At 76.5% G+C, this 18598-nt stretch carries 16 protein-coding genes; 8 read left to right on the top strand and 8 right to left on the bottom strand.

Annotation, left to right across the window (positions count from 1 at the left end; genetic code table 11):
* Window positions 1–63: 63 nt before the first annotated feature.
* From uriH to ZF1_RS18395, 3 genes are read left to right on the top strand one after another with little or no spacing between them, the layout of a single operon-like run.
* Window positions 64–1047 carry a uridine-preferring nucleoside hydrolase UriH gene (gene uriH / locus ZF1_RS18405; RefSeq protein ID WP_482637896.1) on the top strand — a complete coding sequence of 328 codons (984 nt, stop codon included), beginning with the start codon at window positions 64–66 and terminating at the stop codon, window positions 1045–1047.
* Window positions 1044–2468 (top strand): uridine transporter UriT, encoded by a 1425-nt coding sequence (gene uriT / locus ZF1_RS18400; RefSeq protein WP_251785129.1) that lies wholly within the window; start codon window positions 1044–1046, stop codon window positions 2466–2468. The genes uriH and uriT overlap by 4 nt, the downstream gene beginning before the upstream one ends.
* Entirely contained in the window at window positions 2465–3328 is an 864-nt protein-coding gene (locus tag ZF1_RS18395) for a PfkB family carbohydrate kinase (RefSeq protein WP_405416346.1), read from the top strand. The genes uriT and ZF1_RS18395 overlap by 4 nt, the downstream gene beginning before the upstream one ends.
* 73 nt (window positions 3329–3401) lie before the next feature.
* On the opposite strand, the gene pknB is transcribed toward ZF1_RS18395, so the two are convergent.
* Window positions 3402–5267, bottom strand: coding sequence for a Stk1 family PASTA domain-containing Ser/Thr kinase (gene pknB / locus ZF1_RS18390; protein WP_482637895.1), 1866 nt, complete (start codon window positions 5265–5267; stop codon window positions 3402–3404).
* 123 nt (window positions 5268–5390) lie between these two features.
* Here pknB and ZF1_RS18385 point away from each other — a divergent pair, with 123 nt between their 5' ends.
* Window positions 5391–5744, top strand: a complete 354-nt coding sequence (locus ZF1_RS18385; protein ID WP_062396076.1) for an Rv2175c family DNA-binding protein — start codon at window positions 5391–5393, stop codon at window positions 5742–5744.
* 18 nt (window positions 5745–5762) lie between these two features.
* Here the strand turns inward: ZF1_RS18385 and ZF1_RS18380 are convergent, their stop codons facing one another.
* The 4 genes from ZF1_RS18380 to ZF1_RS18365 form a co-directional block, all read right to left on the bottom strand.
* Window positions 5763–6758: a phytoene/squalene synthase family protein gene (locus ZF1_RS18380; protein WP_482637894.1), complete on the bottom strand. Its 996-nt coding sequence runs from the start codon at window positions 6756–6758 to the stop codon at window positions 5763–5765.
* Window positions 6739–8352, bottom strand: a complete 1614-nt coding sequence (gene mptB, locus ZF1_RS18375) for a polyprenol phosphomannose-dependent alpha 1,6 mannosyltransferase MptB (RefSeq protein ID WP_482637893.1) — start codon at window positions 8350–8352, stop codon at window positions 6739–6741. The genes ZF1_RS18380 and mptB overlap by 20 nt, the downstream gene beginning before the upstream one ends.
* A 78-nt stretch (window positions 8353–8430) precedes the next feature.
* Complete coding sequence (gene crtI / locus ZF1_RS18370; protein ID WP_482637892.1) at window positions 8431–9990, bottom strand: phytoene desaturase family protein; 1560 nt, start codon at window positions 9988–9990, stop codon at window positions 8431–8433.
* A gap of 5 nt (window positions 9991–9995) precedes the next feature.
* On the bottom strand, window positions 9996–11096 hold the full coding sequence (locus tag ZF1_RS18365; protein WP_482638722.1) for a polyprenyl synthetase family protein: 1101 nt from the start codon (window positions 11094–11096) through the stop codon (window positions 9996–9998).
* Between the two features lie 189 nt (window positions 11097–11285).
* Between ZF1_RS18365 and ZF1_RS18360 the strand changes: the two genes are divergently transcribed.
* Window positions 11286–12209 (top strand): methylenetetrahydrofolate reductase, encoded by a 924-nt coding sequence (locus ZF1_RS18360; protein WP_482637891.1) that lies wholly within the window; start codon window positions 11286–11288, stop codon window positions 12207–12209.
* A 136-nt stretch (window positions 12210–12345) separates the two neighbouring features.
* On the opposite strand, the gene ZF1_RS18355 is transcribed toward ZF1_RS18360, so the two are convergent.
* The gene (locus tag ZF1_RS18355) at window positions 12346–12768 is read right to left on the bottom strand and encodes an ATP-binding protein (RefSeq protein ID WP_073574254.1); all 423 of its coding nucleotides are present in this window, start codon (window positions 12766–12768) and stop codon (window positions 12346–12348) included.
* Window positions 12769–12954: 186 nt separating this feature from the next.
* Here ZF1_RS18355 and ZF1_RS18350 point away from each other — a divergent pair, with 186 nt between their 5' ends.
* Window positions 12955–14064 carry a glycosyltransferase family 4 protein gene (locus ZF1_RS18350; protein WP_482637890.1) on the top strand — a complete coding sequence of 370 codons (1110 nt, stop codon included), beginning with the start codon at window positions 12955–12957 and terminating at the stop codon, window positions 14062–14064.
* Here ZF1_RS18350 and ZF1_RS18345 read toward each other — a convergent pair.
* On the bottom strand, window positions 13977–14546 hold the full coding sequence (locus ZF1_RS18345) for a hypothetical protein (protein WP_482637889.1): 570 nt from the start codon (window positions 14544–14546) through the stop codon (window positions 13977–13979). The genes ZF1_RS18350 and ZF1_RS18345 overlap by 88 nt on opposite strands.
* A 109-nt stretch (window positions 14547–14655) precedes the next feature.
* On the opposite strand from ZF1_RS18345, the gene ZF1_RS18340 reads away from it, so the two are divergent.
* The gene (locus tag ZF1_RS18340; RefSeq protein ID WP_482637888.1) at window positions 14656–15525 is read left to right on the top strand and encodes an SAM-dependent methyltransferase; all 870 of its coding nucleotides are present in this window, start codon (window positions 14656–14658) and stop codon (window positions 15523–15525) included.
* 9 nt (window positions 15526–15534) lie between these two features.
* Here the strand turns inward: ZF1_RS18340 and ZF1_RS18335 are convergent, their stop codons facing one another.
* Window positions 15535–17028, bottom strand: coding sequence for a PucR family transcriptional regulator (locus ZF1_RS18335; protein ID WP_482637887.1), 1494 nt, complete (start codon window positions 17026–17028; stop codon window positions 15535–15537).
* A 115-nt stretch (window positions 17029–17143) separates the two neighbouring features.
* Here ZF1_RS18335 and ZF1_RS18330 point away from each other — a divergent pair, with 115 nt between their 5' ends.
* A complete protein-coding gene (locus ZF1_RS18330) occupies window positions 17144–18565 on the top strand; it encodes an aspartate aminotransferase family protein (RefSeq protein ID WP_073574250.1) in 1422 nt (473 codons plus the stop codon).
* The last annotated feature ends 33 nt before the right edge of the window (window positions 18566–18598 follow it).

Here is an 18598-nt window from a genome sequence, read left to right as displayed (position 1 = left end):
AAGTCACAGTCGACACGTCCGGACCGCCCCGGGCGACCACGACGACGAGGTGGGACACCGGAGATGACCGAGAAGATCGTCCTGGACTGCGATCCGGGCCACGACGACGCGATCGCGCTGCTGCTCGCCCACGGCGACCCGCGGATCGAGCTGCTCGCCGTCACCACGGTCGTCGGGAACCAGACGCTGGACAAGGTGACCCGCAACGCGCTCTCGGTCGCGACCCTGGCCGGGATCACCGGCGTGCCGTTCGCGGCCGGTGCCGACCGCCCGCTGCTGCGGGAGATCGCCGTCGCCGCCGACATCCACGGCGAGACCGGCCTGGACGGCCCGGAGCTGCCCGCGCCGGCGTTCGCCGCGGTGGACACCCACGCCGTGGACCTCATCGTGGAGACCGTGCTGGCCCACGAGCCGGGCACCGTCACCCTCGTCCCCACCGGCGGGCTGACCAACATCGCACTCGCCGCCCGGCGCGCCCCCGAGATCGTCGACCGGGTCAAGCGGGTGGTGCTGATGGGCGGCGGCGTCGCCGTCGGCAACCGGACCCCGGTGGCCGAGTTCAACATCGCCATCGACCCCGAGGCCGCCGCGATCGTGTTCGAGGCGGGCTGGGAGGTGGTCATGGTCGGGCTCGACCTGACCCACCAGGCGCTGGCCGGTCCCGAGGTGCGCCGCGCGATCCGCGCCGTCGGCACCGGCCCGGCGCGCTTCGTCGACGAGCTGCTGGACTTCTTCGCCGCCACCTACCGCGACGTCCAGGGCTTCGAGGCCCCGCCGGTGCACGACCCGTGCGCCGTCGCCCACGTCATCGACCCGACGATCGTGCGGGCGTTCCCGATGCCGATCGTCGTCGAGACCGCGGGCCGGCACACCACCGGGATGACGGTCGCCGACCGGCGCGGCCCGGCCCCGCAGGGATGCCGCACGCACGCCGCGCTCGAGTTCGACCACGCCCGCTTCTGGGGGCTCGTCGTGGACGCCCTGCGCGCCATCGGCGACCCCGCCCTCCCGGCCACCACCGTCGCTGCAACGGAGCAGATCGCATGACCACCCCCGACCGCCGCCCGGTCGTCACGCTCGTCGTGGCGGTGCTGGCCGCCTGCGTGGCGTTCCAGCTCAACGCCTCGATGCTCAGCCCCGCGCTGGTCACCATGGCTCGCGAGCTGGGCACCGACGACGCCACCGTCGGCCTGTCCCAGACCATGTTCTTCACCCTCGCGGCGATGTTCTCGCTGTTCCTGCCGCGGCTGTCCGACATCGCGGGGCGCCGGCGGGTGCTGCTGGTGATGCTCGCGGTCATGCTGGTCGGCAGCGTCGTCGCCGCCCTCGCCGTCAGCGTGCCGATGCTGTTCGCCGGCCGGGCCCTGCAGGGCATCACCGGGCCGGTCGTTCCGATCTGCCTGCTCATGCTGCGCAGCGAGATCGCCGACCCGCGCCGCTACGGCATCGTGCTCGGCCTGATCACCGCCGTGAACGGCGGCGTGGCCGGTCTCGACGCGCTGCTCGGCGGCTGGCTGGCCACCCACCACGGCTTCCGCTCGATCTTCTGGGTCATCGCCGCGGTCACCGTCGTCGCGCTGGTGCTCGTCGCCGTGTGGGGCGTGGAGTCCCGCCCCTCGCAGGGCACCCGGATGGACTGGCGCGGGGTCGTCCCGCTGGTCGTCGCGGTCGGCGCGCTGCTGCTGGCCTTCGACGAGGCCGCCGCGCTGTCCGACGCGCGCTGGGGCCGGGTCGCCGGGTACGCGCTGCTCGCCGTCGTCGCCGCGGTGGTGTTCTGGCGGCTGCAGGGCCGCACCGCCCAGCCGCTCGTCGCGCCCGAGGACCTGCGCCGGCGCGCCACCTGGGCCACCCTCGGCACCACGCTGCTGACCATGACCGGCGTGTTCGCCGTGGTAAACGGCCTGGTCGCGTCGATCGCGCAGAACCCGGCGGCCGGGTTCGGGCTCGGAGCGGACCTCACCGCGCTCGCCCTGCTCGCCCCCTACGCGCTGATCGGCTGGCTGGTCGGGCCGTTCGCCGGTCGCCTGGCCCCGGTGCTCGGCTACCGCACCGTCCTGCGGGTCGGGCTGGCCGGGAGCGTCGTCGCCACCGTGCTGCTGGCGGTCGTGGGCGTGCACTCGTTCGCGGTGCTGGTCGTCGCGACGCTGCTGCTCGGCGTCACCTACGCCGGCATCGCCAACATCATGCTCAACGGCCTGGGCGTGCTGCTCTCGCCCGCCGACCGGCCCGGCATGCTGCCCGGGCTCAACGCCGGCGCGTTCAACCTCGGCGCCGGGATCAGCTTCGTGGTGCTGCCCGCGGTGCAGGTCGCCGTCGGCGGGGCCGGGCAGACCGGGGTCGGCGGCTACACCGCGGGCATGCTGGTCGGGGCCGCGTGCACCGCGGGCGCGTTCGCGCTGTCGCTGCTCATCCCGCGCCCGGCCGCCGCCGAGACCGGCGCCGCGCACGACGTGGTGGACGCCCGATGAGCCGGGTGCTGGTCGTCGGCTCGCTCAACGCCGACCTGGTGGTGCGCACCGAGCGCTTCCCGGGGCCGGGGGAGACCGTGGCCGGGTCGGACCTGACCGTGGGCCCCGGCGGCAAGGGCGCCAACCAGGCCGTCGCCGCCGCCCGGCTCGGGGCCGCCGCGGGCGTCGGCGTGGGGATGGTCGGCGCGGTCGGCGACGACGACCACGGCCGGACCGTCCGCGACGCCGTCGCCGCCGCCGGTGCCGACGTCGACGGGGTCACGGTGCGGACCGGCACGGCCACCGGCACCGCGGTCATCACCGTCGACGCCGCGGGCGACAACACGATCGTCGTCTCGCCCGGCGCCAACGCCACCCTGGAGCCGGGGGACCTGCCCTCCTTCGACGACGTCGCGGTGCTGACCCTGTGCCTGGAGATCGGTGTCCCGACGGTGCTGGCCGCCGCCCGGGCCGCCCGGGCCGCCGGGACCACGGTGGTGCTGAACCTCTCGCCCTACGCCCCGGTGCCCGCCGAGCTGCTCGCCGCCACCGACGTGCTCGTGGTCAACGAGCACGAGGCTGCGCTGCTGGGGGAGCACCCGGTGCCCCGGTCGGTCGTGACACGCGGGGCCGCGGGCTGCGAGGTGCACGACGCGGGAGCGGCTACGGTGTCCACAGTGGATGCGATGCGGGCGGACGTGGTGGACACCACCGGGTCGGGCGACGCCTTCCTGGCGGCCGTCGCCGTGCGGCTCGCCGCGGGGGACGACCTGCCGGACGCCGCGCGCTACGCCGTGCGCGCCGGTGCCCTCGCGGTCACCGTCGCCGGGGCGCAGCTGCCCGCGATCGGCGACGCCGAGCGCACCCGCTTCGGGCTGTAGGGCCCCTCGAACGCCGGTGTCCCGGCCGGGCCGCCATCCGGCCGGGGCGCCGGCTCCCACCCGCGACGCGGGCTCAGAGCACGGTCAGGGTGATCGTGTCGCCGGGCTCGGCGTCGCCGCCCGACCCCGGGTCCTGACCGACGACGCGGCCGTCGCGGCGACCGAAGGGGAAGCTGCGCTCGATGTCGACCTCGAAGCCGTCCTGACGCAGCAGCGCCTCCGCCTCGTCGGCCCGCATGCCGATCACGAACGGCACGGAGGTGGGCGCCGCGGGCTCGGCGGTCGGCGCCGGGGGCGGCGGTGCCGGCTCGGCGCCCCGGCTGGTCACCAGGGTGACCGCGGCACCACCGGCGAGCCGGGTCCCGGCGGGCGGGTCGGTGCGGATCACCGCACCGGCGGGGACCTCGGTGCTGAACTCCTCGGCGCTCGTCGAGCGCACCGGGGTCAGCCCGGCGCGGCGCACGGCGTCCTCCGCGGTGTCCACGGCGCTGCCCGCGGGCACGTCGGGCACCGCGGGACGGCCGGTCGACACCACCAGGGTGACCGTGGTCCCGCGCAGCACCCGGGTCTCCGGGGCCGGGTCCACCTGCGCGACGAGGTCGGGCGCCACGTCGTCGTCGGCCCGTTCGGTGACCGTGGGCGTCAGGTCGGACTCGGCGACGAGCGCGGTCGCCCGCTCGCGGTCCAGACCGGTGACCGCGGGCATCGTGGTCCAGCGGCCCGACCCGAGCCACCAGGCTCCCGTCCCGGCGAGCGCGGCCAGCAGCAGGAGCAGCACCATCCACAGCGCGAACACCCGGCGGCCGCGACGGCGGCGCCCGGCCAGCTCCTCGCGGGTCATCGGCTCCGGCTGCCCGGCGGGGGTGACGGCGGTGCCGTGCGCGCCGCGGGCCCGGGTCTGCACCCGGGTGCCGCCGGGGCCCGGCGCTGCGGCATCGAGCGGCCGGTGGCGCAGGGGGCCTGCAGGGAGGGTGGGGCCGTCGTCGGGCGGGGGCGGGCCGGGCGGACGCGGCGTCGCGGTCCGGGGCAGGCCCAGCCGGTCGGCCATGTCCAACAGCTCGCGCCGGAAGTGCTCCGCGTCGACCGGGCGCTGCTCGGGGTCCCGCGAGGTGGCCCGGGCGACGAGCGCGTCCACGGCCGGCGGCAGCCCCGGGACCAGCGCCGACGGCGGCGGCACGTCCTCGTTCACGTGGCGGTAGGCCACCGACAGCGGGTTGTCGGCGGTGTAGGGCGGCTGCCCGGTCAGCATCTCGTAGAGCACGACACCGGCCGCGTAGACGTCGCTGCGGCCGTCGGCGCGACCGGACACGACCTGCTCGGGGGAGAGGTAGGCCATGGTCCCGAGGATCATCCCGGCGTGGCTGACCCCGGCCTCGGCGGCCGCGGTGAGCAGGCCGAAGTCGGCCACCTTCACCTCGCCGCCGGAGGAGATCAGCACGTTCTCCGGCTTCACGTCGCGGTGCACCATGCCGAGCCGGTGCGCGCGGGCCAGCCCGGCGAGGACCGGTTCGAGCACCCGGACCGCGGCCGGGAGCCCCAGCGCACCGCGGGCGCGCAGCACGTCGCGCAGGGTGCCGCCGTCGACCAGCTCCATGACGACGAACAGGCTGGCCTCGCCCAGGGGCCCCGCGGGGACGGTGCCCCGGTCGTAGACGGCGACGACGCACGGGTGGTCGATCCGGGCCGCCAGCCGCGCCTCCCGGTCGAACCGGGTGCGGAAGGCGTGGTCCCCGGCCATCCGCGGGTCCATCACCTTGATCGCGACGGCGCGTTCGAGACGGGTGTCGGTGCCGTGGTGCACCGTCGACATGCCGCCCCGGGCCAGTACCGGGCCGACCCGGTAGCGACCGTCGAGCAGCACCTCGCCGGGGCCGTCGGCGGCGAGCCGCCCGGCCCCACCCGGGGCGCCGGGATCGACCGGACCGGACGGTGAGCTCATCGCGGGTCAGGTTACCGGTGGGGATCGGGTCGGCCGTGCAGGTGGTCGGCGTAGGACCACACCGCGTCGGCCGGTCCGGTGGGAGTCGGCGCCGCCCGGGGCGGTGTGGGACAGTGTCCGGCTGTGAACGAGTCCCTCCCCGCCGCTGTCACCGAGGAGACGCTGAGCGTCGCCGAGGTGGCCGACCGCCTGTCGATCCCCGTCTCCCGGGTGCACCAGCTCGTCCGCGACGGGCAGCTCCTGTCGTTCAAGAACGGGCACGACGTCGTCGTCCCGACCGCGCTGCTCGACGACGACGGTGTCGTGCGCGGGCTGCCGGGCACGATCGTCGTCCTCCGCGACGGCGGCTACGACGACGACGCCATCCTGAGCTGGCTGTTCACCGAGGAGGAGTCGCTCTCCGGTGCCCCGATCACCGCGCTGCGCGCGGGCCGGCACAAGGAGATCAAGCGCCGCGCCCAGGCCATGGCCTTCTGAGGTTCTCCCCGGCCCGGCTCACCCGCGGGACGGGCGCCCGGCGCGTTCGCGCGCCAGCTGGGTACCGCGGGCGGCCAGCGCCCGGCCGAGCCGGGGCAGCGCGACGGCGGCCCGGCGCCGGTTCGGCACCGCGACCCGGTGGGTCAGCACGTCGTAGCCGGCGTCGGCGATCTCGTCGAGGATCTCCGCGTACAGCACCCGGGCGGCGCCGACGCAGGCCCGCGACACCGGCTCCAGCATCGGGATCCCCGGGTCGGCCCGCCGGTAGGTGGCCCGGGTCCGGGCGACCAGGTGGGCCAGGGCGCGGCGGATCCGCGGGTCAGGGCGCCCGGTGCGCCGGCTCCAGGTCAGCAGCTCCCGGTCGACGCCGAACGCGGCGAGCTCGTCGGCGGGCAGGTACACCCGGCCGCGGTCGAGGTCCTCGCCGACGTCGCGCAGGAAGTTCGTGATCTGGAACGCCACGCCCAGCAGCGCGGCGTGCGGCTCGGCCTCCGCCCGCGGGACGACCGTCCCGAGCACCGGCAGCGTCTGCAGCCCGATCACGGCGGCCGAGCCGTGCACGTAGACGGCCAGCTCGTCGTCGGTGGCGTAGTCGGAGACGGTGAGGTCCATCCGCATCGAGACCATGAAGTCCCGGAACAGCGACGCGTCGAGGTCGTGGCGGCGCGCGGTCTCGGCGACGGCGAGCACCTCGGGCCTGCTGCCGGGCGGCGGGGCGCCCGCCAGTGCGGCCGCCAGCTCGGCGTCGAGCGCGTCGAGCCGGGTGTGCGGGTCCCCGCCGCCCGCGCCGTCGGGGTCGTCGACGATCTCGTCGGCGAAGCGGGCGAAGCCGTAGAGGGCGTGGATGTCGACCCGTCGTGCCGGGGGCAGCAGCCGGGTCGCCAGGAAGTAGGTGCGCCCGTGCTCGGCGTGCAGCGCGCGGCAGGCCGCGTAGGCGGCGCGCAGCTGCGGGTCGGTCAGGCCGGCGGCGTCGAGCTCGACGCGCCCGGCCCGCTCAGCCGCGGACGCCCGCATCGGTGGTGGGCGCGGTCGACGGTGCCTGCGGGGCGCCCCGGCGCAACCCCAGCGGGTCCGGGCGGAGCAGCGACACCGCGGCCAGGGCACCGGCCAGGGCACACGCCAGCAGGTAGTGGGGCACGTAGAGCGCGGTCTCGCCGTCGGGGAAGTACACGATCATCAGCCAGATCGAGCCGACGACCACCCACTGCAGCCCGCGCGCGCTCCACGGGGTCATCGCGAGCAGGCAGAACCCCCAGCTCAGGTACCACGGCAGCGTGGTGGGGGAGAGCACGGCGGCCAGCGCGAGGGCGATCGCGGCGTTGCGCACCGCGGCCCGCGGGTCGTCGCGGCCGCGCCACCACAGCAGGGCGATCAGCAGGCCCATCACCAGCGCGCCGAGGAACCGGAACGTGTCGACGAACGCCTGGGTGTTCACCTCACCGGCGAACATCCCGGCCACGCTCGCGGTCGCCTGACCGAACGCGGTCGGTACCGACAGCCAGTTCACGATCATCGACGGGGCGCTGAGTGCGGGCAGCCAGCCCAGCCCGAGACCGGTGAGCCAGGTGGCGCCGCCGAACACGACGCCGAACACGGCCACCGACGGCACCCCGGCCCGGACCAGCCGCGACCAGAACCCGCCGGACAGCGTCGCGGCCCACACCAGCACCAGGAACGGCAGCACGATCCCGGCCGAGGCCTTCACCGCCATCGCCAGCGACGCGACGACGATCGCCCACACGAACCGCTGCCGCAGCGCCAGCAGCGCCGCCAGCGGCAGCAGGCCGACGACCAGCAGGTCGTTGTGCACCCCGCCGACCATGTGCACGACCATCACCGGGTTCGCCACGGCCAGCCACAGCGCGACCGCCGGGCGCCCGCCGAGGCGCCGGGTCAGCGCGGGCAGCACCGCCACGAGCAGCAGCAGCCCGGTGACCAGGGTCAGCCGCATCAGCACGACGCCGAGCAGCACGTTCTGGCCGGCCAGCAGGACCACGCCCTGCGCGAGCAGGATGAACAGGGGCCCGTAGGGGGCGGGGGTGTCCTGCCAGAAGAAGTGGACGTTGTCGGTGAAGATCCCGCCCATGGTGTCCGGCCCGACGACGTACGGGTCGTACCCGGCCAGCGGCAGCGCGCCCTGGGCGAGGTAGCTGTAGGGGTCGCGGGTGAACAGCGGCGCCGTGACGAGCATCGGCAGCATCCACACCGCCGCCGTCGTCAGCACCGCGCGGCCACCGGCGCGACGGGCGAGCACGGCGCGGCCCAGCCGCACCCACGCCCACACCATCAGCACCAGGCCGACGTAGATCACGATCGTCGCGAGCATCGCGCCGTGGCCGTAGCGCCAGAACGACAGCGCCGAGTTGCCGATCACCGGGTCCCGCATCGGGATCCCGCCGCCGCCGAACGAGCCGAGGAACATCAGCACGGTCCCGGCCAGCCCCAGCAGCAGGACGCCCCGCGGCGGCGAGCCGAGCCGCTCGACCAGGCCGGGGCCCGCGGGCCGCGGTGCGGGTGGCGGGGGCACGACCGCGCCCGTGCCGGGGTCCGGCGTCACCGGTTCGGGTGCCGCCGGGCGGGGGAGCGGGGGCGAGGGCTGAGCCGTCATCGTGTCCGTGTGTGCTGGTCGGGCGTCGTCGGGAAGCATGATTCCACGCCCCCCGGCACCCGCCCTCAGTGCCCCGTGTCAGTGCCCCGTGCGCGCGGCGGCCCCGCGCCCGGCGTGCTCGGCCGGGCGCGGACCGGTGATCCGCTCGGCCGCCAGCCGCCCGGAGATCAGGACCGGGGGGATCCCGACGCCCGGGGTCGTGCCGCACCCGGCGAGCACCGCGTTCGCCGTCCCGCGGACCAGGTTGCGCGGCCGGAACGGGCCGGTCTGGGCCAGCGTGTGCGACGCCGAGAACGGCGTGCCCGCGGCCATCCCGGCGGCCGCCCAGTCCTGCGGGGTCCACATCCGGGTCCAGCTCGGCTGCGCGGAGGGGTCCACCAGCCCGCGGTCGGCGAGCACGCCGAACAGCTCCTCGGCGTACGCCGGGCCGACCCGGTCCCAGTCGATGCCGGGCGCGACCGCGGTGTTCGGGCACGGGGCGAGCACGCTCATGACCTCGCGTCCGCCGGGCTGCAGCGACGGGTCGGTCAGCCCGGGCCGGGTGACCAGCAGCGACGGGTCGGACATCAGCCGTCCCTCGTCGATGATCTCGCGGAAGGTGCCCGCCCAGGAGCCGCCGAAGGAGATCGTGTGGTGGTGCTGCGCGGTGCCGGGGGCGGGCGCGGGCATCCCGGCGTGCACGACGACGGCGCTGGGCGACCAGCGCAGCCCGACCGGGCGCCGCGGGGCCCCGCCGAGCAGGGCGTAGGCCGCGGGGAGCTCCGGGGTGAGCACGACCGCGTCGCACGGGGTCAGCGACTCGTCGGCGCCGTCGGGACCGGTGTGCCGCACCGCGGTGACCCGGTCCCCGGAACGGTCCAGGCCGGTCACGGTGCGGCCGTAGTGGATCTCCGCTCCCGCGTCGGCGGCGGCGCCGGCCAGCGCGGTGCCCATCATCCGCATGCCGCCGCGCGGGAAGTAGACGCCCGCGACGGTGTCCATGTAGGCGATCACGCCGTAGGCGCCGAGCGCGTCGCGCGGGGAGACACCGGCGTAGAGCGCCTGGAAGGAGAACACCCGGCGCAGCCGCTCGTCGGGCAGGAAGCGGTCGATCCGCTTCCCGAGCCGCCCGAAGCCGCCGAGTACGGCGAGCCGGGCAAGGTCGGGGCCGAGCAGCGACAGCGGCGAGTCCATGTTCGCGCCGATGAAGTTGTCCATCTCGGCGCGGTAGAGGTCGGTGAGCCAGCGGCGCAGCCGCCGGTACCCGGCCGCGGAGTCCGGGCCGCACTGCTCGCGGATCTCGTGCTCCATGGCGGCGGCGTCGGTGTGCACCGCGATGGCCGAGCCGTCGGCGAACTCGGCCCGGTACGCCGGGTCGAGCCGTACGAGGTCGAGCCGGTCCGCGGTCGTCTCGCCGACGGCGGCGAAGGCGGAGTCCAGCAGCTCCGGCATGGTCAGCACGGTCGGCCCGGTGTCCAGGGCGTAGGTGCCGTGGTCGTCGGTCACGTCGAGCCGCCCGGCGCGGCCGCCGGGGAAGCCCTCCCGCTCGACGAGCGTGACGCGGCGGCCCGCGCCCAGCAGGTGCAACGCCGTCGACAGCCCGGCCAGCCCCGCCCCCACGACGACGACGTGGTCGGTGTGCCCCTCGATCCGCCGCACCCCGCTCACCAGGCCCGCCGGGTCGCGCGCTCGGCCAGCTCGAACAGGTTGGAGCGGCCCGGTTCGGCGACCGGTGCGGAGTCGAGCGCGTCGAGCGCGGCGCCGGTGAGCGCGGCGATCCGCTGCTCCACCGACTGCACCGCGCCCAGCTCCGACAGCGCGGAGCGGGCCCGGTCCAGGCTCGCGGCGTCCAGGTCGGGGTCACCGAGCGCGGAGAGGACGACGTCGGCGGCGGCCCGGTCCCCGCGCTGCTCGGCGCGCTGCAGGGCCGCGGCGACCAGCAGGGTCCGCTTGCCCTCACGCAGGTCGTCCCCGGCGGGCTTGCCGGTGACCCGCGGGTCGCCGAACACGCCCAGCAGGTCGTCGCGCAGCTGGAAGGCGACGCCGATGTCGGCTCCGTAGCGCCGGTAGGCCGCGACGACCCGCGGGTCGGCCCCGGCGATCGCCGCGCCCAGGTGCAGCGGCCGCTCCACGGTGTAGGCGGCGGTCTTGAACCGGTCGATGGTCAGTGCGGTCGACTCGGCGGTGTCCCCGGAGGCCTGGGCCAGCACGTCGAGGTACTGGCCGGACAGCACCTCGGTGCGCATCGCCCGCCACGGCTCGGCGGCGCGGGTGTGGGCGCCCTCGGGGAGCGCGGCGGCGTGGAACATGTCGTCGGCCCACACCTGGGCCAGGTCCCCGACGAGGATCGCGACGGCGGCGCCGAACCGGGCCGGCGGGCCCGACCAGCCGTTCGCCGCGTGCATCCGGGCGAACTCGACGTGCACCGTGGGCCGGCCGCGCCGGGTCGAGGAGGCGTCCATCAGGTCGTCGTGGACCAGCGCGCACGCCTGGATCAGCTCCAGCGAGGCGATCGCGCTCAGCACGCCCTGCGCGTGCGGGTCGGCCGGGTCACCGCCCGCGCCGCGCCAGCCCCACCAGGCGAAGGTGGGCCGCAGCCGCTTCCCACCGCCCAGGACGAACCCGGCCAGCGCGTCGGCGGCCGCCGCGACGACCGGGTCGATGCCCAGCACCTCGGTGCGGCGGCGGTCCAGGTACCCGGCCAGCACCCGTTCCACGTGCTGGGGCAGCGCGTCGTCGAGCGGCGCCGGACCTGCCGTGGACAGGCCCGGGGATCCGGACGGACCGGACGGTGCGGACACGGGGGAGACGGGGTCGGCCACGACGACCAGGCTATCGGTGCACCCGGGACCCGGCCCGTCGACGCCGCCGTGGTGCACGTCATGGCGGGGCGCGGGCGGTGCGCGCCGGTCGGTGGACGACCGACCGGCGGTGCGCACCGTAAGGTCGTCGGGGTGACGACGAGCTCCGCATCCACGGTGACCGAACGGATCAACGTCGACCGCCCCTTCTTCGCGGTGGAGTTCTTCCCGCCCAAGGACGACCGGGGCGAGGCGGAGCTGTGGCGCGCCATCCGCCGCCTCGAGGTGCTCGACCCCGCCTACGTGTCGGTGACCTACGGCGCGGGCGGCTCCAGCCGCGACCGCACCGTGCGCACGGTCGAGCGGATCGCCACCGACACCACGCTCTGCTCGATGGCGCACCTGACCGCCGTCTCGCACTCGACCGACGAGCTGCGCCACGTGATCGGGTCGCTGGCCGCCGCGGGCGTCCGCAACATCATGGCGCTGCGCGGGGACCCGCCCGGCGACCCGCTCGGCGAGTGGGTCGCCCACCCCGACGGGCTCGAGTACGCCGACCAGCTCGTCGCGCTGATCAAGCGGTCCGGCCCGTTCTGCGTGGGCGTCGCCGCGTTCCCCTACGGCCACCCGCGCTCGGCCGAGCTCGAGACCGACACCGAGCGGCTCGTCGGGAAGTTCCGGGCGGGCGCGGAGTTCGCCGTGACCCAGCTGTTCCTGGAGCCCGACGGTTTCCTGAGGCTGCGCGACCGGGTCGCCGCCGCCGGGTTCGACCAGCCGATCATCCCCGGCATCATGCCGCTGACCTCGGAGAAGACCTTCCACAAGGGGCCCGAGCTGTCGGGCTCGCCGCTGCCGGCGGCGCTCGTCGAGCGGCTCGCGCCCTACTCCGGTGATACGGCGGCGTTCCGCGCCGCGGGCATGGAGGTCACCGGCGAGCTGTGCGAGCGGCTGCTCGCCGAGGGGGTCCCCGGGATCCACTTCTACTGTCTCAACCGGTCGACGGCGACGACCGAGCTGGTCGAGCGTCTCGGGCTGGCGCCGCGCCACGAGGGCACCCGGCTCTCCACGCCGGCCTGACCGTCCGCGGCGGGGCCCGCACCGGCCCGTCGCGGTGAGCCCACCCCGGTGAACCGGGTCCGGCCACCCGGTCCCCGGCCGGGACCGCCCGCACCGGCCCGGCCCGGTGGCTCCGGCCCGCCGGACGGGCGGGTGGTCAGGAGGCCGGGCGCACCAGGTGCAGGTCCGGGGCCGGGCGGGCGCCGACCGGCCCGACGTCGGCCCAGGTCGTCTTGCCGCCGTGGTGCCGGCGCACCCCCCAGCGCTGCGAGAGCCGGCCGACGATCTGCAGCCCGCGTCCGCGGGTCGCGGTGGGGTCGTAGGGCTGCTCGCGTCCGCGCACGACCGAACCGTCGCGCACGCGCAGCCGTACCGCGCCGTCGCGCACCCGTGCGGTCACCAGCATCGGGGTGTGCGCGTGGTCGACACCGTTCGCCACCAGTTCGTGCAGCACCAGCGTCGCGTCGCCGACGGTCACGTCGTCCACCAACGGGGTCAGGAACCGCGTCAGCTCGTGCCGGGCCGTGCGGCACGCGGCCGCGTCGGGCTCCACCCTGAGGATCCAGGACTGTGCGGTCACGGACCCGCCCCCTCCACGTCCTGCCGGGCCGGCCCGCCCGACGCGACCCGATTACCCGATGTGCCCGCCCCGCACACTCCGGCGGTCGCCCACCCGGGGGCGGACCGGAGCGGGTACGGTCACGGGTCCGACGCGTAGAGCCAACTGCGCGTGCCCGCAGCCGCGAGCACGACGTGGAGGCTCCGCTTGCGCATCGCCGTCATCCGTACCCCCGAGGTCCCGCGAACGTGCGGCGCGGGGATCACCGCCGCCTCGCTGGCCGCCGCCGGTCACACGGTCCGGGTGTTCACCGACGTCCCCGACGACCCCGACCTGACCGCCCCGGCCGACGGCGGCACGCTGCGCGTGCAGCCGTGGGAACCCGGGCAGGACACCGCACTGGCCGCGGCGTGGTCCGACGACCCGCCCCAGGTGGTGCACGCCATCGGACCGCGCGCCGGGGCCGCCGCCGTCGCGACCGGGGTGCCGGTCGTGCAGGTCTATCCGGCCGACTGCCAGGGCCCGGCCGCGATCCCCGCGGCCCGTACCGGGTCGTCGCAGGGGGCCGCCCGCGTGCTGGCCTCCAGCGAGGAGCAGCACACCGCCCTGCTGCGCCGCGGGGTGCCGCGGGCGGTGCTGCGGACGGTGCCCGCCGCCGTCGACACCGACGTGTTCGCCCCCGACGGGCCGGCGCTGCGCCGGGATGACCGGCCGCGGTTGCTCGCGGTCGGCTCGCTGGCCGACGGCGCCGGGATGGACACGGTGATCCGTGCGCTGTCCCGGATCCGCACCGCCGAGCTGCTCGTCGCCGGCGGCGCGGCGGACCCGGACCCCGACCGCGCGCGCCTGTTCGGCATCGCCCGCGAGGCCGGCGTCGCCGGGCGCGTCCGGTTCCTCGGGCCGGTCGAGGGCGGCCTGATGCCGCGGCTGCTGCGCTCGGCCGACGTCGTGGTCGCCGCACCGGAGCGCGACGTCGGGGTCGGGCCGGTCCTGCAGGCGATGGCCTGCGCGCGGGCGGTCGTGGCGACGAGCGTGGGCGGGCTGCGCGACGTAGTCGTCGAGGGGGTGACCGGGGTGCTGGTCCGCCCGGCCCGGCCCGCCGAGCTGGCGGTCGCGCTGCGCGGCGTGCTCGGCGACGACGCCCTGCGCGCCGGGTTCGGGATCGCGGGCCGGGACCGTGCGGTGTCGCGGTTCGACCGGGCGCGGATCGCCGAGGCCCTGACCGTCGTCTACGGCGAGCTGGTCGGTGCGCCGGCCGCCGAGTCCGCCGAGGAGGACGACCCCGAGGACCGCACGCCGGTCGGCGCCGCGGGCTGACCCGGTGGCCACGCCAGGTCGCGGAGGTCCCGGACCGCGCGCGGTGCGGCCTCGACGGCCGCATGCCGGTGCGGCCCGGGTACCCCGGGCCGGCGGATGACCGGGAAGTGCCCGGTGCGGCGGACCCGCCGGGACAGCGCGACGCGGTGCCGGGGCGGGGCGACCAGGCGGCGGTACACCCCCTGCAGCCCGGCCCCGCCCGCGAGCGCAGCCGGCAGCGCCACGACCACGTGCCACCACGACGTCGCCCAGAAGTGCACGGTCGCGACGAACAGTGCGGTCCAGCCGAGCGCGGCCGTCCGGAGCAGCGTCAGCCGCAGGCGCAGTGGCCGGTCGCGGCAGCCGCGTCGCAGCACCGGGGCGGTGCGCGTGAGCACCCACAGCCAGTACAGCGCGAGCAGGGTGAGCGCGAGGTAGCCGGTGACCCGGCGGAGGTCCATGTGGCCCCCCTCGCCCCCGATCCACGCGGTGTTACGGCTCACACACGCAGGGTCGGTATGGGACCCGGTGTCCGGTACCGCCTGCGCCGTGCGAGTGATCATCCGCGTGACTGGTGAGCAACGCTAACCGTCTGCTCCTAGCGTGATCGTCATGCGCACAGCCGACGATCAGTGGGACATCACCAGCAGCGTGGGCGCCACCGCCCTGGCCGTCGCCGCGGGGCGGGCGCTGGAGACCCGCCGCGCCGACCGGCTGGTCGACGACCCGTACGCCCAGCGGTTCGTCGACGCGGCCGGGACGCTGTCGGCGGTGCCGCGGGACCCGGGCGACGCCGCCGACCCGTGGGTCGTGCAGGCCGGCTACCAGGGCGTGCGCTCCCGGTTCTTCGACGAGGCCCTGACCGGCGCAGGGACGACCCAGGTCGTGCTGCTCGCCGCGGGCCTCGACGCGCGGGCCCTGCGCCTGCCGTGGCCCGGCGGGACCACGGTGTTCGAGGTCGACCAGCAGAAGGTGCTGGACTTCAAGGACGGGGTCGTCGCCGAAGCGGGGATCACGCCGACCGCGCGCCGGGTCACCGTGCCGGTCGACCTGCGCCACGACTGGCCCGCCGCGCTCACCGCGGCCGGCTTCGCCCCGGACCGGCCGACCGCCTGGCTGGCCGAAGGCCTGCTGCCCTACCTGCCCGCCGACGCCGAGCAACTCCTCTTCGAGCGGGTGCACGCGCTGTCGGTGCCGGGCAGCCGGATCGCCGTCGAGCACTTCGGCGACCAGGTGGAGCGGATCGCGGACGATCCGTCGTTCCGCGAGGCGGCCCAGGAGATGCTGCACACCACCGAAGTCCGCGAGCTGTTCTTCGCCGAGCCCCGGGCCGAGTCCTGCGACGACTGGCTGCGCCGCCACGGCTGGACGGTCACCGCCCGCCCGGTCCGCGAGGTCGCCGCGGGCTACGGGCGGCCGCTGCACGACACGGTCACCGACACCCTCGGCTCGGCGACGCTGCTGTGGGCCGACCGGCCCTGAGCGGCGGGCTCAGCGGGCGGCACGGGCGTCGACCAACAGGGCCATGTGCAGCGCGGTCCGCACCTCGGGATCGGTGAGGTCGAGGCCCAGCAGGCCGGAGAGGCGGCGCAGCCGGGCGTAGGCGGCGGGGCGGCCCACCCCGAGCCTGCGGGCGACGTCGGCGACGACCCCGCCCGCCCCGACCAGGGCCCACAGCGTGTCCCGGGCGTCGGCGCGTGCGGCGACGGGCAGCGCCGTCACCGGGCCGAGCACGTCCGCCGCGAAGCCGAGCAGGGCCGGGTCGTCGCCGAGGCGGTGCACCAGCCCGCGCAGCGCGGGCACCCGGACGGGGCCGCGGCCGCCGGTCGCGGCGTGCGCGGCCGCGTCCTCGCGGGCCCGGCGCAGCAGGTCCGCCACGGCGGCGAACGGGCCGGGCCCGGCCGTCGCCGCGGCCACCGTGGCGGGTAGCGCGGCGAGCAGCGGGCGGCCGTCGCCGGGCACGAGCACGACCAGCTCCCCGGGTGCGGGCGAGGCCACCGTCGCCCCCGGTGCGACGACGGCGAGCGCCGCGTCCACGGCCTGCTCCGGGTCGACGGCCCGCCCGGGGTCGTCGTCTCCGGCCGGGCGCAGCGCCACCACCGACAGCGGACCCGCGGTGTCCAGCCCGGCGGCGCGGGCCCGCACCGCCAGCCGTCCGGCGTCGGACGGCACCGCGACGGCCAGGTCGGCCACCAGCGCGTCGCGGGCGGACCGCAGCAGGCCCTCGGGCGACGGGTCGAGCAGCGACACCGCGTCCGCGGCGGCGTCGAGCAGTGCGCGCACCCGCTCGGCGGTGCCCGGCGTCGGCCGCGACGGCACCGTCAGCCGCCCCCACCGCGCGCCGGGCCGCCCGACCGGAGCGGTCGCCCAGCCCTCCGGCCCGGCGGGCCCGGCCAGCCGCGAGCGCGCCGCCCAGTCCCGCAGGTCCGGCCCGCCCGCGGTGAGCAGCACCCGGTGCGCGAGGTCCTCGCACACCACGGGCGCGTCGATCCGGCGGGCCAGCTCGCCGACCACGCGCCCCGGCGGCACCCGGTGCAGGGCGAGCGAGCGGAACGCGGCCTCGACGCCCGGCGGCCCCGGGTCGTCGTCGCGGCGGGCGACGACCTGCCCCAGCACACCCGCGACGATCTCGGCGAAGCGCACCGTGCGCCGCAGCTCCACCAGCGGGAACCCGGCCGCCCGGGCGGCCTGCACCAGCCCGGCGGGCAGCGACGGCAGCTGCCGGCCGATCTCCACGACCAGCCCGACCGCCCCGGCGGCCCGCAGCGCGTCGACGTAGCGGGCGGGGACGGTGGTGGGGTCGGCCACCGGCACCCCGACCGAGAGCACCAGCACCCCCGGCGGCAGCGTCCCGGCCGGGTCGGCGACCTCGCTGACGTGCACCCAGCGCACCGGGGTGCCCAGCGCCGCCCGCCCGGCCCGGACGGCGGGTGCCCCCGCCCGGACCTCCGGACGGGCCAGCACGTCGGCGATGGTCGGGTGCACCGGGATCCACTCCGTCCGCCCAGCGGTCGAGGACGATACGGATCGTATCCCTGACCGGGGCCGCCGCGGCGCCGACGATCGGAGACGTACCGCGCCGCTACCGAGGGAGCCCCACGTGACCGCCGTCGAGAACACGACCCGGACCGAGGCCGGAGCCACCCCGGACGCGCCCGCCCTCTCGCCGCACGCCGACGCCGCCGGGCGGCATCTCTGGATGCACTTCGCCCGGATGCACGGCCGGGACGGCGCCGCCCCGATCCCCGTCATCACCCGCGGCGACGGCGTGCACCTGTGGGACGACCGCGGCCGCCGCATCCTCGACGGCCTCGCCGGCCTGTTCGTCGTGCAGGCCGGGCACGGGCGGCGTGAGCTGGCCGAGGTCGCCGCGAAGCAGGCGTCGGAGCTGGCGTTCTTCCCGGTCTGGGGCTACACGACCCCGCCCGCGGCCGAGCTCGCCGAGCGCCTGGCCCATCTCGCCCCCGGCGACCTGAACCGGGTCTTCTTCACCTCCGGCGGCGGCGAGGCCGTCGAGAGCGCCTGGAAGGTGGCCAAGCAGTACTTCAAGCTCCGCGGCCGCCCGCTCAAGCACAAGGTGATCTCCCGGGCGACGGCGTACCACGGCACCACCCACGGGGCGATGGCCGTGACCGGGCTGCCCGCGATGAAGAAGGACTTCGAGCCGCTGGCGCCCGGCGGGTTCCGCGTACCCAACACCAACCTCTACCGCCACCCCGAGTTCGACGGCGACGCCGAGGCCCTGGGCCGCTGGGCCGCCGACCGGATCGAGGAGGCCATCGCGTTCGAGGGCGCGGACACCGTCGCCGCGGTCGTGCTCGAGCCGGTGCAGAACTCCGGCGGCTGCCTGACCGCGCCGCCGTCGTACTTCGCCCGGGTCCGCGAGATCTGCGACCGGCACGACGTGCTGCTCGTCGCCGACGAGGTGATCACCGGCTTCGGCCGCCACGGCGTCCCGTTCGCCAGCGCGAAGTTCGGGTTCACCCCGGACATCATCACCTGCGCGAAGGGCATGACCTCGGGCTACGGGCCGCTGGGCGCGATGATCGCCTCGGAGAAGGTGATCGAGCCGTTCCTCGCCCCCGGCGTCACGTTCCCGCACGGCTACACCTGGGGCGGGCATCCGGTCTCGGCCGCCGTCGCGCTCGCGAACCTCGACCTCATGGAGCGCGAGGACCTCTACGGCAACGTCCTGTCCCACGCCGACGCGTTCGGCGCGACCCTCGACCGGCTCCGTGACCTGCCGATCGTCGGCGACGTCCGCGGCGACGGCTACTTCTGGGCGATCGAGCTCGTGCGGGACCGCGACACCAGGGAGACCTTCGGTCCGCAGGAGCGGGAGCGGCTGGTGCGCGGGTTCCTCCCCGGGGCGCTGTTCGAGGCGGGCCTGTACTGCCGCCCCGACGACCGCGGCGACGTCGTGATCCAGCTGGCGCCGCCGCTGATCGCGGGACAGCGCGAGTTCGACGAGATGGAGCAGATCCTGCGGGGGGTGCTCGCCGAGGCGGACAAGATCGTGTGAGTTGGCGGGCGACCGCCGCGTCGGGTTGTTGCC

The sequence above is a fragment of the Pseudonocardia sp. ZF1 genome (genome assembly GCF_056835605.1).
Note: the sequence above shows the minus strand (reverse complement) of the source record. Positions and strands in the feature narration are given on the sequence as shown.

What these genes read in the sequence shown, in the direction of transcription:
- ZF1_RS18395 (WP_405416346.1), top strand. Translation starts at nt 2,465, where the DNA reads ATGAGCCGGGTGCTGGTCGTCGGCTCGCTCAACGCCGACCTGGTGGTG.
- ZF1_RS18380 (WP_482637894.1), bottom strand. Translation starts at nt 6,758, where the DNA reads ATGCGGGCGTCCGCGGCTGAGCGGGCCGGGCGCGTCGAGCTCGACGCC.
- uriT (WP_251785129.1), top strand. Translation starts at nt 1,044, where the DNA reads ATGACCACCCCCGACCGCCGCCCGGTCGTCACGCTCGTCGTGGCGGTG.
- uriH (WP_482637896.1), top strand. Translation starts at nt 64, where the DNA reads ATGACCGAGAAGATCGTCCTGGACTGCGATCCGGGCCACGACGACGCG.
- pknB (WP_482637895.1), bottom strand. Translation starts at nt 5,267, where the DNA reads ATGAGCTCACCGTCCGGTCCGGTCGATCCCGGCGCCCCGGGTGGGGCC.
- mptB (WP_482637893.1), bottom strand. Translation starts at nt 8,352, where the DNA reads ATGACGGCTCAGCCCTCGCCCCCGCTCCCCCGCCCGGCGGCACCCGAA.
- ZF1_RS18340 (WP_482637888.1), top strand. Translation starts at nt 14,656, where the DNA reads ATGCGCACAGCCGACGATCAGTGGGACATCACCAGCAGCGTGGGCGCC.